Genomic DNA, 14,304 nt, shown 5'->3' on the forward strand with positions numbered 1-14,304 from the left:
AAGGCGCCACCGTTTTCGCCGGCAAGCCGGCTCCTGCAGAAAGACCGTAATCATTGGATTATCAATAAAACAACGAATACCCCACCTGTCCCACCGCCTCGTTTATCAACTGCCCGCTACGCCAGATCGCGTTGATTTCCGGCATCCAGCCGCCCAGCGGCTTGCCGTTGTCGTCGGTACCCAGAAATCCCATCGGCGCAGGCACCACTTCAAACCCGGCCTTGCGAAAACTCCAGACCGCTCGCGGCATGTGCCAGGCCTGGGTCACGAGCACCACACGCTTGATGCCTGCGGGCAATAACACCTCGGCACTGAGCTGCGCATTCTCCCAGGTCGTACGGCTGCGCCCTTCCTGCCAACGCACGGTCACACCGAAATCATCGTGCAACGAGTCAGCCATCAATTTTGCTTCAGTCGGCGGAGTGCCGTAATGCAGGCCGCCACTGGTCAGAATCGGTAAGCCCGAGGCCTTGGCCAGACGTGCTGCATAGCGCTGACGTTCCAGGCCTACGCCCGTTGGCTGATCTTCACCCCACGCCAGATCGCCCCGCTCGCGGCCCGATCCCAACACCACGATTGCATCCGCGCGCTGCCCCAACGTCACCCACTCCTCGAGCGCCAGCGGCGGTTCACGCTCCAGTAGTGAGGCGCTCCATTGCACCACGACTGGCAGGCTCATCAGCCAGAAACCGCCCAACCCGAGGGCAAAGCAGAAGCTGGCGAGCCGTGGCCTTGAGCGGCGCAAGCACCAGGCAAGCAAAAGCAGCAGCAACAGAATGCCTGGCGGCAAGAGAAGTTGTTTCACGAAATAACGAAAAGGCATCAGGCATCCCCTTGAAGATGCCCGAAGCCTATGTGGAATGACACAATGCGACAATCAATACGGAAGGACTATGCTTCAGAAAATCATGGAGCATGGCTCTGTGCCCTATTTGCACTGCAGCGACCGGACCTTTACCGCGTCTCTGCCGGGTGCCTTGTCCTTGAGCCAGATGATCTTGGCCGAACGTGGTGCGTCGAGTTGCTTCACTGCTTCAGACAAGCATCCGTGCGTCTCACGTTCACTGCGATCCAGATACGCCTTGACCAGAGCAAACTCTGCGGGGCTCAGGCCGCGCAGCTCCAGTTCCAGTGGGCGTTCGTCGCGCAGCCGACCAGCGGTTTTTGCCGCTTCCAGGGCCATGCCCAGACGATCGATCAGTCTTTCGTACAGCTCCGGTTTTGTAGCTTTTTGCCGTGACTCAACCATCCCTCACCTCATTGGAAGATAAGACCTACTCCCCAGTTAGAGCTTAGCCTCCATGCACAAACCGGCTGAACGCCGCGACCAACGGCCCTCGCAGCGGTTTTGGCGAGACGCGTGGCAGTAATCAGGGTTTCCCTCGGTAGAGTGCGGTCATGTATGCTACGACGCTTCCTGTAACTCCACTTCCAGCTCGCCTGGACACCGAAACGCCGAATTGGCGCCTTCATCGTCCAGCGTTGCATTGAAGAGGATTAGGCCACCCCTATTCAGTTCAAAAGTAGCCATGCACGAACAATATCAGCCCCGTGAAATCGAAGCCGCCGCCCAGTCGTTCTGGGACGAGCAAAAGTCCTTTGAAGTCAGTGAACAGCCAGGCAAGGAGACTTACTACTGCCTGTCGATGTTCCCTTACCCCAGCGGCAAGCTACACATGGGGCACGTGCGCAACTACACCATCGGCGACGTGATCTCCCGCTATCAGCGCATGCAAGGCAAGAACGTCCTGCAACCCATGGGTTGGGACGCCTTCGGCATGCCGGCGGAAAACGCCGCGATGAAGAACAACGTAGCGCCCGCCAAGTGGACCTACGAAAACATCGCCTACATGAAAACCCAGCTGCGCAGCCTGGGCCTGGCGGTGGACTGGTCGCGCGAAGTGACCACCTGCAAGCCTGACTACTACCGCTGGGAACAATGGCTGTTCACTCGCCTGTTCGAAAAAGGCGTGATCTACAAAAAAAGCGGCACCGTGAACTGGGACCCGGTCGACCAGACCGTTCTGGCCAACGAGCAGGTGATCGACGGACGCGGCTGGCGTTCCGGCGCGCTGATCGAAAAGCGCGAAATTCCGATGTACTACTTCAAGATCACCGCCTACGCGGATGAACTGCTGGAGAGCCTCGACGAGTTGACTGGCTGGCCTGAACAGGTCAAGACCATGCAGCGCAACTGGATCGGCAAGTCCCGCGGTATGGAAGTGCAATTCCCGTACAACGTCGATTCCATTGGCGAAACCGGCACGATGAAGGTTTTCACCACCCGTCCGGATACCCTGATGGGCGCGACCTACGTCGCCGTGGCCGCCGAACACCACCTGGCCACCCTGGCTGCCCGGAACAATCCTGAGCTGCAAGCGTTCATCGCCGAATGCAAAAGCGGCAGCGTCGCCGAAGCCGACGTCGCCACCCAGGAGAAAAAAGGCCTGCCGACCGGCCTGTTCGTCGAGCACCCGCTGACCGGCGAAAAGCTGCCGGTATGGGTCGCCAACTACGTGCTGATGCACTACGGCGACGGCGCGGTCATGGCGGTTCCGGCGCACGATGAGCGTGATTTCGAATTCGCCACCAAATACAACCTGCCGGTCAAGTCCGTGGTACGCACCAGCTCCGGTGAGACCAACCCGGCACCGTGGCAGGACGCCTACGGCGAACACGGTACGCTGATCAACTCCGGCGAATTCGACGGCCTCGACTTCGCCGGCGCTTTCGACGCCATCGAAGTGGCGCTGATCAAGAAGAACCTTGGCGCTTCTCGCACCCAGTTCCGCTTGCGCGACTGGGGCATCAGCCGTCAACGCTACTGGGGCTGCCCGATCCCGATCATCCACTGCAAAACCTGCGGTGACGTGCCGGTGCCGGAAGATCAACTGCCGGTCGTGCTGCCGGAAGACGTCGTGCCCGATGGCGCCGGTTCGCCACTGGCGCGCATGCCCGAGTTCTACGAATGCAGCTGCCCGAAGTGCGGCCAGCCTGCCAAGCGTGAAACCGACACCATGGACACCTTCGTCGAGTCCTCCTGGTACTACGCACGCTATGCCTCGCCGCGCTATGAAGGCGGCCTGGTAGAAAAATCGGCAGCCGACCACTGGTTGCCGGTGGACCAATACATCGGCGGCATCGAACACGCCATTCTTCACCTGCTTTACGCACGTTTCTTCCACAAACTGATGCGTGACGAAGGCCTGGTGAGCTCCAACGAGCCCTTCAAGAACCTGCTGACCCAGGGCATGGTGATCGCCGAGACTTACTATCGTCGCGAAGCCAATGGTGCCTACACCTGGTTCAACCCGGCGGACGTCGAACTCGAGCGCGACAGCAAGGCCAAGGTCATCAGCGCCAAGCTGATCGCAGACGGCCTGCCGGTTGAAATCGGCGGCACCGAGAAGATGGCCAAGTCGAAGAACAACGGCGTCGACCCACAGTCGATGATCGACCAGTTCGGTGCTGATACCTGCCGCCTGTTCATGATGTTCGCCTCGCCACCTGACATGAGCGCGGAATGGTCCGACTCCGGTGTGGAAGGTTCGCACCGTTTCCTCAAGCGCGTCTGGCGCCTGGCTCAAGCGCACGTCACTCAGGGCCTGCCGGGCAAACTGGACGTTGCCGGCCTGAACGACGAGCAGAAAGCCATTCGCCGCTCGATCCACCAGGCCATCAAGCAAGCCAGCCACGACGTCGGCCAGAACCACAAGTTCAACACCGCCATCGCCCAGGTGATGACGCTGATGAACGTGCTGGAAAAAGCCGCACAGAGCACCGAACAGGATCGCGCACTGGTTCAGGAAGGCCTGGAAACCGTGACGTTGCTGCTGGCACCGATCACCCCGCACATCAGCCACGAACTGTGGAGCCGACTGGGTCACGCCGATCCGGTGATCGACGCCGCCTGGCCAGTGCTGGACGAAAGCGCACTGGTGCAGGACAGCCTGCAGCTGGTGATCCAGGTCAACGGCAAGCTGCGCGGCCACATCGAAATGCCGGCCAGCGCCAGCCGCGAAGAAGTCGAAGCCGCCGCACGGGCCAACGAGAACGTGCTGCGTTTCGTGGACGGTCTGACCATTCGCAAAGTGATTGTGGTACCCGGGAAACTGGTCAACATCGTCGCCAGTTAATGGGATCAGGCGCCAGGTCATGCCTGGCGCCGCGTCAAACCTTTCGGGCCGCAAGAGCGGCCCACATGGTTTCAAGGGGAGCAACACAATGATCAAACGCAACTTGCTGGTGATGGGCCTTGCGGTCCTGCTGAGCGCCTGCGGTTTCCAGCTGCGCGGCACCGGCACCACCGAACTGGCGATCAAGGAAATCGACCTGAGCGCCCGCAACGCCTATGGCGAAACCGTGACGCAACTGCGTCAGGTACTCGATAGCAGCGGCGTCAAGGTCTATACCGGTGCACCGTACAAGCTTGTGCTGACGGATGAGCAGGAAACCCAGCGTATCCTCAGCTACGCGGGTGCCGGTCGTACTGGCGAATATCAAATGAACACCGTGCTTAACTACAGCATCCTCAGCCACGGCAACCTGACGCTGATGGCCGACAAGCTTGAAGTCGGGAAGGTCTTCATTCATGACGGCAACAACCTGGTGGGTTCCGACCAGGAGGCTGCCGATGCCCGCCGGGAAATGCGTCGCGAGCTGGTACAGCGCATGATGCTGCGCCTGCAACAGATCACTCCAACTCAATTGGAGCAGTTGCAGCAGACTGCCGAGGCCAAAGCCAAGGCAGATGCCGCGGCACTGGAAGCGGCGCGCAAGGCTGAAGCGGATACACCGCGTCAGTCGCCTATCGAACTGCCGCGGCAGTAAGACTTACGGGGCGTTCAGGCGCCCCGTTCGCCCTCTCTTATGAAGCTCGCTCCCGCCCAACTCGGCAAACACCTGCAAGGTGCCCTCGCGCCGGTCTACGTGATCAGTGGCGATGACCCCTTGCTGTGTCAGGAAGCCGCCGACGCCATCCGCGCCGCTGCCCGTCAGCAGGGCTTCGATGAGCGCCAGGTTTTTGCCGCCGACGCCAGTTTCGACTGGGGTACGTTGCTGCAGGCCGGTGCCAGCATGTCGCTGTTCGCTGAGAAGCGCTTGCTTGAACTGCGCCTGCCCTCTGGCAAACCGGGTGACAAAGGTGCCGCCGCGCTCATTGAATACTGCTCGCGACCGGCCGAAGACACGGTGTTGCTGATCAGCCTGCCAAAGCTCGATGGCAGCGCGCAGAAAACCAAGTGGGGCAAGGCGCTGGTCGAAGGCCAGCAGACACAGTTCGTGCAAATATGGCCGGTGGATGTCAGCCAGCTGCCGAGCTGGATCCGCCAACGTTTGTCCCAGGCCGGACTGTCCGCCACACAGGATGCCGTCGAACTGATCGCCGCCCGGGTCGAGGGCAACCTGTTGGCTGCCGCCCAGGAAATCGAAAAGCTCAAGCTGATGGCCGAAGAAGGTCAGATCACTGTCGAAACCGTGCAGGCTGCGGTGGCTGACAGCGCGCGCTTCGATGTCTTCGGACTGACCGATGCGATTCTCAACGGTGAAGCCGCCCACGCGCTGCGCATGCTCGAAGGGTTGCGCGGTGAAGGTGTCGAACCACCGGTGATTCTCTGGGCCCTGGCCAGGGAGCTGCGTCTGCTGGCCAATATTTCCCTGCAATACAGCCAAGGCACGCCGCTGGACAAAGCCTTCAGCCAGGCCAGGCCGCCCGTTTGGGACAAGCGCAAACCGCTGATGAGCAAAGCCCTGCAACGCTATTCAGCGCAACGCTGGGCGCAATTGCTGCTCGAAGCACAGCGCATCGATGCGCAGATCAAGGGGCAGGCAGCCGGGTCACCGTGGATGAGCTTGAGCCGGTTGACGCTGTTGATGGCTGGCCAGCGGTTGTCGTTGCCCGCCGAGTAAGGCTCTTTGTGGCGAGGGAGCTTGCTCCCGCTGGGCTGCGAAGCAGCCCCAATCCACGCACCGCGTTTATTCAAGAAATTGCGTTTACCCGTTTTACGACTGCTTCGCAGCCGAGCGGGAGCAAGCTCCCTCGCCACGGTTTATCATTCCTACGCAATGCAGGGACTAGACAGAGCCCCCACTTGAGCAGATGATTTGCCCCGCAAAACCCACTCAATCGCGAGAGCCCATCATGAGCAAAAAGCCATCCAAACATGGCCCAAACAAGGCCAAATCCATCATCGCCCAGCCACTGTTCCGCAGCCGTCAGGAACGAGCCGGCAAGGGCAAAGGCAGCTACCGCCGCGAAGCCTTCCAGTCTAATAGCTGGGAGGCTTCTTACTTTCTGGCCGCCTGAAAAGGCAAGCATCCGCTCAACATGTTAAGGTCTGTACTTGATTCGTTTTCCCTGGACCCGTGCATGCCCCTTAGTCTTTCCCGTCGTTGGCCCCTGCGCCAATTGATCGCTGCCTCCAGCCTCATTTTGCTAGTCGCCTGCGCGGAAAAGCCCACCGCCGCCGACGCACAGCCGCTTCAGACACCCCCTGTCGCCACCGCCCCTGCCGTCGTTGCACCCGTGGTGCCGAGCGACGAAAACCTCGATATCCAGCCGACCCAGACCTTTGCCGAATGGCAGGCGGGCTTTCGCAAGGATGCCCTGGCCGCCGGTATTCGTGCCGATTTGTTTGATCGGGCCTTCGCCAATGTCAGCTTCGACCCCAGCGTGATTCGTGCCGATCGCAGCCAGCCGGAATTCGCCCGGCCGGTGTGGGAATACCTCGACGGCGCCCTGTCGCCGCTGCGGGTACGCAAAGGTCAGTCGTTGGTCAGCGAGAACGCCGCCATCCTGCAAAGCATCGAGCAACGCTACGGCGTCGACCGCGAGGCATTGGTCGCGGTGTGGGGCATGGAAAGTAATTTCGGCCAGTTCCAAGGCAACAAGTCAGTGATCAACTCGCTGGCCACCCTGGCCTACGAAGGCCGGCGTCCGGCTTTCGCCCATGCGCAATTGATCGCCGCGCTGCAGATTCTGCAACAGGGTGATATCGAACCCGAGAAAATGCTCGGCTCCTGGGCCGGCGCCATGGGCCAGACCCAATTTATCCCGACCACCTATAACACCCACGCCGTGGACTTCGATGGCGATGGTCGTCGCGATATCTGGGGCAGCTCCACCGATGCCCTGGCCTCGACGGCGCACTACCTGCAAAGCTCTGGGTGGCAGAAAGGCCAACCCTGGGGCTTCGAAGTTCAGCTGCCGGGCAATTTCAACTATATGTTGGCCGACGGCACCATTCGCAAGAGCGTCGCCGAATGGCGGCAAATCGGTGTCATGCTGCCCAACGGCAGCCAGGTTCCGGCGGGCTCCGAGCAATTGTCTGCGGCGTTGCTGCTGCCGGCCGGTTATCGCGGTCCGGCGTTCCTGGTACTCGATAACTTCCGTGCGATCCTCAAGTACAACAACTCGTCGTCCTACGCACTGGCGGTAGGACTGTTGTCCGAACGCTTCCACGGGGCAGGCTTGATTAGCGGGACGTGGCCCAAGGATGATTTGCCGTTGAGCCGCACCGAACGTATCGAACTGCAAAACCTGTTGAGTGCGCAGAACTATGATGCGGGCACCGCGGACGGCATTATCGGCGCCAACACACGCAAAGCGATCCGCAGCGCACAACAGTCGTTTGGCTGGCCGGCGGACGGTTATCCGACGCACAAGTTGCTCGAAGGTCTGCGTAACCGTTAAGAAGCTTCGCTGGCAAGCCAGCTCCTACAGGAATGCGTGATCTCTGTAGGAGCTGGCTTGCCAGCGAAGACTGATTATCAGGCAATGATAATCTAACGTTTGACGACGACATCCTGCTCCAACACCAACTCCTTGCTCCCCGCATCCAGCCTGACCAGCGCCCCCATGGGCAATGTCAGGTTCGGGTCGCAATGCCCGCTGCGCCACCCGGACAACACCGGAATCCGCAACGGCTCGAATGTCTGCTTGAGCAACCGCTCAAGCGCAGGCACCTCAACCCCGGCCATGTCCCCCACCAGCACACCACGCAACTTGCCCAGCGTGCCGGCCAGCCGCAGGTGAGTCAGCAACCGATCGATTCGATACAGCGGCTCATTGATGTCCTCGATAAACAGGATGACACCCTCGGCATCGAGCTCGTAAGGCGTGCCCATGGTCGCGGCGATTATCGACAGATTACCGCCCAGCAAGCGCCCGTGGGCGATGCCTGGCTCGATCGTCGTCAGCGGATAGGCCACGGGGTGTGCCAACACACTACCCGCCTTCAACTGCCCGCGCAGCATGTTGAAAAACGAAGGTTCGGTGGGCTTTTGCTTGTCCCCCAGCAGGTCCGCATTGAGTAGCGGGCCATGGAAAGTCACGAAGCCTGCATAACGACTGATCGCCAGATGCAGCGCAGTGATGTCGCTGTAGCCAATGAACGGCTTGGCGTTGTTGCGCAGCAGTTCGAAATCAATGCGATCGAGCAACCTCGGAGTGCCGTAACCACCACGCAGGCAAATGATGGCATCGACCTCGCCGTCGGCGAACGCGGCATGCAGATCATTGAGTCGCACCTCGTCACTGCCAGCCAGGTAGCCATTCTTCTCGTAGACGCCAGGAAAGATCTTCAGCGAATAACCCCGCGCGTGCATCCATTGCACAGCTTTATCAGTGTCCAGCGGCGCGGGACCGGCCGGCGCGATGACGCCGATCAGCCCCTGCGACGGCAAGGCCGGAACCGGAGTGTGAGGACAAAGGGGGTGAGGCGTTCGAACGGTCATCCATGAATCTCCCTGGGTGAAAACTTAAACACACAGTAGTCAGGAACGGGGACAAACAGAAGAGGGTTTGTCGTCCTGAAGGTTGCAGGAAACGGCGGCCATTGCCGTAGGCAATGCAAAAAAACGCCCGCAAGACTGAAAGCCTTGCGGGCGTTTTCATGACTGGCAACCGATCAGGACGACATCAGCTCGGCCTTGACCAGTTTTGCCTGCTCGTCAGCATGGTACGAGGAACGCACCAGCGGACCGGAAGCGACGTTCTTGAAGCCCATCTTGTAACCTTCCTCGGCGAACCAGTCGAAGGTGTCCGGATGCACGAAGCGTTGCACCGGCAAGTGGCTGCGGGACGGCTGCAGGTACTGGCCCAGGGTCAGCATGTCGATATCATGTTCGCGCATGCGCTTCATGACTTCGATGACTTCGTCGTCGGTCTCGCCCAGACCCAGCATCAGGCCGGACTTGGTCGGAATGTGCGGCATCATCTGCTTGAAGCGTTGCAGCAGGGTCAGCGACCACTGGTAGTCCGAACCCGGACGCGCAGCCTTGTACAGGCGTGGCACGGTTTCCAGGTTGTGGTTGAACACATCCGGCGGCTCGGCGGCGGTGATTTCCAGGGCGATGTCCATGCGACCACGGTAGTCCGGAACCAGGGTTTCGAGCTGCACGTTCGGCGACAGTTTGCGGATTTCACGGATGCAATCGGCAAAGTGCTGGGCACCGCCGTCGCGCAGGTCGTCGCGGTCCACCGAGGTGATGACCACGTACTTCAGGCGCAGGTCGGCGATGGCGATGGCCAGGCTCTCTGGCTCGTTGACGTCCAGTGGCTTCGGACGGCCGTGGCCGACGTCGCAGAACGGGCAGCGACGGGTGCAGATGTCGCCCATGATCATGAAGGTCGCGGTGCCGCCGGAGAAGCACTCGCCCAGGTTCGGGCAGGAGGCCTCTTCGCACACGCTGTGCAGCTTGTGTTTGCGCAACAGCGCCTTGATGCGGTCGACTTCCGGAGAGACCGGTATGCGTACTCGAATCCAGTCAGGCTTTTTCGGCAGCTCAGTGGTCGGAATGATCTTAACCGGGATGCGTGCAACCTTCTCGGCGCCGCGCAGCTTTACGCCGGCTTCAACCTTGGGACGCGGGGCCGGGCGCTCGGAGACATCAAGCGTCGGGATTACGGTTTGCACTGCATCAGTAGTCATATCAGTCGATTCCGCCCATGAGGGTCGTCTGCTCAGCATAGTCGAGGTGTTTGACGAGCTGCGCACGCAGCCGGGCACTAACCTCGGCAAATTCAATCGATCCTGCGTGATCGCTCAGCTGGGTCATTGCCAGCCCGGCGTAGCCGCAGGGATTAATCCGTCGAAACGGTTCCAGGTTCATGTCCACGTTCAGGGCCAGGCCATGAAAGGAACAACCGTGGCGGATCCGCAGACCCAGAGACGCGATTTTCGCGCCGTTGACGTAGACACCCGGGGCATCCGGCTTGGCCGCGGCGGTCACGCCATAGCTGGCGAGCAGCTCGATCAGGCACGACTCCATGCGAGTGACCAGGTCACGTACGCCGAAACCCAGCTTGCGTACGTCCAGCAACAGGTAGGCCACCAATTGCCCGGGACCGTGATAGGTCACCTGGCCACCGCGATCGACCTGCACCACCGGGATATCTCCCGGCAGCAGCAAATGCTCGGCCTTGCCCGCCTGGCCCTGGGTAAACACCGGGGGGTGTTCGACCAGCCAGATCTCGTCGGCGGCATCGCTGCCGCGTTCGTTGGTGAAGCGCTGCATGGCATGCCAGACCGGCTCGTAAGCCATCTGGCCGAGTTCGCGAAAGCCCAGCGTGCCGGACATCACAACACCATGTGCACGAAACCGGTAGCCCGCAGAAAGCTGTTGATGTTGTACAGCTGGTCCTGGTCGGTCGCGACGATGTGCAACTGAATGGTGGTGTACTTGCCGTTGCTGCTTTGACGCTCATCGACACGTGTATCGTTGATCGTCGCGTACTTCTTGACGATTTCGATGATCTTGTCCTTGTTGCCTGCGCCCGTATCGCAAATCACCTTAACCGGATAATCAGTCTGGGGAAATTCGATCTTTGGCGCCTTTACTTCGGTATCGGTCATGGCGTAACGGCCTCGTAAGCGTAAGCCGTGGCGACGGCATGGCCCCGTGCCGGATCAGCGCGGGGGCCATGCAGGTGCACACTATCAGTTGAACAAGCCGTAGAAGAATAGACGGATGCTATCCCACATGCGACGGAAGATACCACCCTCTTCGACGGCATCCAGAGCGATCAGGTTGGCGCTGTGTACCACCTTGTCGTCCAGTTTGACTTCGACTTTACCGATCACGTCGCCCTTGGCGATTGGCGCAACCAGTTGCGGGTTCATGGTCATGCTGGCGGCGAGCTTTTTCAACTGGCCTTTTGGCAGGGTCATGGTCAGGTCTTCAGCCAGACCGGCCTTGACCTGGTTGGTGGAACCTTTCCAGACAGGCGCCTGGGCCAGCTCGGTACCTTTTTGATAGAAGGTCTGGGTTTCGAAGAAACGGAAACCGTAGGTCAGCAGCTTCTGGGTCTCGGCGGCGCGAGCCACTTCGCTGTTGGTGCCGAACACCACGGCGATCAGGCGCATGCCATCACGTACAGCCGAAGACACCATGCAGTAGCCCGCTTCGTCGGTGTGACCGGTTTTCAGGCCGTCGACCGTCTTGTCGCGCCACAGCAGCAGGTTGCGGTTCGGTTGCTTGATGCCGTTCCAGAAGAACTCTTTCTGCGAGTAGATCGCGTAGTGAGCCGGGTCTTCATGGATGATGGCGCGAGCCAGCACGGCCATGTCATGAGCCGACGAATAGTGCTCAGGGTTCGGCAGACCGGTCGGGTTCATGAAGTGGGTGTTGGTCATGCCCAGGTCGGCAACGGTTTTGTTCATCAGGTCGGCGAACGCGTCTTCGCTGCCGGCGATGTGCTCGGCAACTGCCACACTGGCGTCGTTGCCCGACTGGATGATGATGCCGTGCAGCAAGTCGCTGACGGTCACCTGCGAGCCGACCTTGATGAACATCCGCGAACCGCCGGTGCGCCAGGCGTTTTCGCTGATGGTCACCGGGTCGTTTTCACCGATCTGGCCGCGACGGATTTCCAGGGTCGCGATGTACGCTGTCATCAGCTTGGTCAGGCTGGCTGGCGGCAGACGCTGGTCACCATTGTTTTCGACCAGCACGTTGCCGCTGCTGGCGTCCATGAGCACGTAGGCCTTGGCGGCCAATTGCGGTGGCGACGGCATCATCTCGACCGCGAACGCGGCAGGTGAGAGCAGCAGCGGGACTAAAAGGCACAGGCGTTTGGCAAAGGTGGTGATGTTCATCCGTCTCTCGAAATCGCTAATGGAAACTTGCCCGATGGCAAAACTATTCAGACGGCCTTCTAACGGGCCATCGCGTATTCAGTTGCTCACTCTGTAACCCTTGCCGGGTTTTTGTTCTTCGACGAGCCAACAACCTGGTTCACCCCCCAAAACCGCAGATGAACCGTCAATCAAGTCCTACGTATTACTCGGTCACAACACTCGGCGAACCAAGGTTGGCCAGGCGCACACTATTCTGCACCTGCTGGATTTCACCCGGCGAACCGATCGGTCCCAGGCGAACCCGATGCAGCGTTTGTTGATTGCGCACGATCGAGCTGATGAACACCGGAGCGCTCACCATCCCGCTGAGCTTCGACCTCAGGAGTTCTGCAGCGTCCGGGTTGGCGAACGCGCCCACCTGCAGATACTGGCCAGAGGCTGGTGCAGAAGCGTTTTTTTTTGCGTCCGCAATTTGTACGGGGACAACGGCGGCGGCATGTTGCTGCGGCGGTGGCGTCCATTGCTCGACGGTACCGGCCGAGGCCGTCATCGCCGGGGCGCTATTCTGCGCGACTTGTGGCTCGTTGAGCATTAAAGGCGCCGGACGGCCCTTGGCCGCCCAATACGCTTGTGGATCGATACCCTCGACCTTGACCCGTGCGGTGCCGGTTTCGGCATAGCCGAGTTTCTTGGCCGCCGCGTAGGACAGGTCGATGATCCGGTCCGAATAGAACGGTCCACGGTCGTTGACTCGCAGGATCACGGTCCTGTTGTTGTCCAGGTTGGTCACCCGGACGTAACTCGGCAGCGGCAGAGTCTTGTGTGCGGCACTCATGCCATACAAGTCATAGACTTCGCCGTTGGCGGTGTTCTGGCCGTGGAACTTGGTGCCGTACCAGGACGCCGTGCCCGACGCCACATAGGTCTTGGATTCCTGCAACGGGAAATAGGTTTTGCCCAGCACGGTGTACGGGTTGGCCTTGTACGGGCCGGTGTGCAAGGTTGGCGTGGCATCCGGGATGCGCGAAACGTCGACGTCCCACCAGGGTGCGCCATCTTTGTGGGCGCGGTTGATGTCCAGCCCCGGCGCCGAGCGCACGGCGGTGGAAGACTTCTGCGTCGGCGAGCGACTGGTCGAACAACTGGCGACCAGCACTGCCAACGCGGCAAATGCCATCAGCTTCAGGGGTTTATTCATAGGCAATGCCCGCATTACTTGACGCCCCGTGCTTGGACCAGCTGTTCAGACAGTTGATGTACGGCCATGGCGTACATCACGCTGCGGTTATAACGCGTAATTGCGTAAAAATTGTTCAGGCCCATCCAGTATTCGGGGCCATTGTCGCCTTCCAGGCGAAAAGCGGTAACCGGCATATCATCGCGCAGCGCATCATGACTTGACCAGCCCAGGGCCCGCAACTCTCCAACGGTTTTAGCCGGCTCTATACCGGTGGTCAAACCTTCGTCCACCTGATCACCGCGCACATCGGCGCGGCTGACCACCGGCTCGCCGGCGACCCAGCCATGACGCTTGAAATAACTGGCGACGCTGCCGATGGCATCGTCCGGGTTGTTCCAGATATTGATATGGCCATCCCCGTCGAAATCCACTGCATAGGCGCGGAAGCTACTGGGCATGAACTGCGGCAAGCCCATCGCCCCGGCATAGGAACCCTTGAGGGTCAACGGGTCAACCTGCTCTTCCCGGGCCAGCAGCAGGAACTCTCGCAATTCCTTGCGGAAAAATTCGGCACGGGGAGGATAGTCGAAACCCAGCGTCGACAAAGCATCAATTACGCGGAAATTACCGGTATTGCGGCCGAAAAAGGTCTCAACGCCGATGATCGAGACGATGACCTGCGCCGGCACGCCGTATTCCTGCTCGGCACGAGCCAGTACGGCCTCATGCTGTCGCCAGAAGTCCACGCCGCGGGCGATGCGAGCATCGGTGATGAACATCGGGCGATATTCATTCCACTGCTTGACCCGCTCGGCGGGCTTCGAAATCGCATCCAGGATCGACTGTTTACGCTCGGCTTCGCGGAACACGCCCATCAACTGTTCGCCGGCGAAACCATAATCGCGGGTCATTTCACCGACGAACTCGGCCACCTGGGGTGAGCCTTCGTAATCGCCGGCCAACGCTTCCTGCGCGATGCCAATGATGCCTACCAGGCCGACCCACGGCGCATGTCGAGTCGCCCAGCCACGCATTACTTGCATTGAA

The 14,304-nt window shown here is 60.3% G+C and carries 14 protein-coding genes; 5 read left to right on the plus strand and 9 right to left on the minus strand.

Annotation, left to right across the window (positions count from 1 at the left end; genetic code table 11):
* Positions 1-61: 61 nt before the first annotated feature.
* Both LAB08_RS26790 and LAB08_RS26795 read right to left on the minus strand, forming a co-directional pair.
* Positions 62-823, minus strand: a complete 762-nt coding sequence (locus LAB08_RS26790; RefSeq protein ID WP_096514912.1) for a YdcF family protein — start codon at positions 821-823, stop codon at positions 62-64.
* A gap of 105 nt (positions 824-928) precedes the next feature.
* Positions 929-1,249: a hypothetical protein gene (locus LAB08_RS26795; protein WP_096514910.1), complete on the minus strand. Its 321-nt coding sequence runs from the start codon at positions 1,247-1,249 to the stop codon at positions 929-931.
* 280 nt (positions 1,250-1,529) lie between these two features.
* Between LAB08_RS26795 and leuS the strand changes: the two genes are divergently transcribed.
* The 5 genes from leuS to LAB08_RS26820 all read left to right on the plus strand — a co-directional run bounded on the left by leuS (position 1,530) and on the right by LAB08_RS26820 (position 7,690).
* A complete protein-coding gene (gene leuS / locus LAB08_RS26800; protein WP_096514908.1) occupies positions 1,530-4,136 on the plus strand; it encodes a leucine--tRNA ligase in 2,607 nt (868 codons plus the stop codon).
* A gap of 88 nt (positions 4,137-4,224) precedes the next feature.
* A complete protein-coding gene (locus tag LAB08_RS26805) occupies positions 4,225-4,830 on the plus strand; it encodes an LPS-assembly lipoprotein LptE (RefSeq protein ID WP_096515640.1) in 606 nt (201 codons plus the stop codon).
* A 39-nt stretch (positions 4,831-4,869) separates the two neighbouring features.
* The gene (gene holA / locus LAB08_RS26810) at positions 4,870-5,907 is read left to right on the plus strand and encodes a DNA polymerase III subunit delta (protein WP_096514906.1); all 1,038 of its coding nucleotides are present in this window, start codon (positions 4,870-4,872) and stop codon (positions 5,905-5,907) included.
* Positions 5,908-6,139: 232 nt separating this feature from the next.
* On the plus strand, positions 6,140-6,304 hold the full coding sequence (gene arfA / locus LAB08_RS26815; RefSeq protein ID WP_003176285.1) for an alternative ribosome rescue factor ArfA: 165 nt from the start codon (positions 6,140-6,142) through the stop codon (positions 6,302-6,304).
* Between the two features lie 63 nt (positions 6,305-6,367).
* Positions 6,368-7,690, plus strand: a complete 1,323-nt coding sequence (locus tag LAB08_RS26820) for a lytic murein transglycosylase (protein WP_096514904.1) — start codon at positions 6,368-6,370, stop codon at positions 7,688-7,690.
* A 92-nt stretch (positions 7,691-7,782) separates the two neighbouring features.
* Here LAB08_RS26820 and LAB08_RS26825 read toward each other — a convergent pair whose 3' ends face one another.
* The 7 genes from LAB08_RS26825 to mltB form a co-directional block, all read right to left on the minus strand.
* A complete protein-coding gene (locus LAB08_RS26825) occupies positions 7,783-8,733 on the minus strand; it encodes a S66 peptidase family protein (RefSeq protein WP_096514902.1) in 951 nt (316 codons plus the stop codon).
* A 173-nt stretch (positions 8,734-8,906) separates the two neighbouring features.
* Positions 8,907-9,929: a lipoyl synthase gene (lipA, locus tag LAB08_RS26830; RefSeq protein WP_096514901.1), complete on the minus strand. Its 1,023-nt coding sequence runs from the start codon at positions 9,927-9,929 to the stop codon at positions 8,907-8,909.
* A gap of 1 nt (position 9,930) precedes the next feature.
* Positions 9,931-10,578 (minus strand): lipoyl(octanoyl) transferase LipB, encoded by a 648-nt coding sequence (gene lipB, locus LAB08_RS26835; protein ID WP_096514900.1) that lies wholly within the window; start codon positions 10,576-10,578, stop codon positions 9,931-9,933.
* On the minus strand, positions 10,578-10,853 hold the full coding sequence (locus LAB08_RS26840; RefSeq protein ID WP_093229879.1) for a DUF493 domain-containing protein: 276 nt from the start codon (positions 10,851-10,853) through the stop codon (positions 10,578-10,580). Before LAB08_RS26840 ends, lipB begins: the two co-directional genes overlap by 1 nt.
* A gap of 84 nt (positions 10,854-10,937) precedes the next feature.
* Entirely contained in the window at positions 10,938-12,095 is a 1,158-nt protein-coding gene (locus LAB08_RS26845; protein ID WP_096514898.1) for a D-alanyl-D-alanine carboxypeptidase family protein, read from the minus strand.
* Between the two features lie 184 nt (positions 12,096-12,279).
* Positions 12,280-13,290 (minus strand): septal ring lytic transglycosylase RlpA family protein, encoded by a 1,011-nt coding sequence (locus LAB08_RS26850; RefSeq protein WP_096514896.1) that lies wholly within the window; start codon positions 13,288-13,290, stop codon positions 12,280-12,282.
* Positions 13,290-14,300 (minus strand): lytic murein transglycosylase B, encoded by a 1,011-nt coding sequence (gene mltB / locus LAB08_RS26855; RefSeq protein WP_096514894.1) that lies wholly within the window; start codon positions 14,298-14,300, stop codon positions 13,290-13,292. The genes LAB08_RS26850 and mltB overlap by 1 nt, the downstream gene beginning before the upstream one ends.
* Positions 14,301-14,304 lie beyond the last annotated feature (4 nt).

The organism is Pseudomonas izuensis (genome assembly GCF_002356535.2).
Classification (GTDB): domain Bacteria; phylum Pseudomonadota; class Gammaproteobacteria; order Pseudomonadales; family Pseudomonadaceae; genus Aquipseudomonas; species Aquipseudomonas izuensis.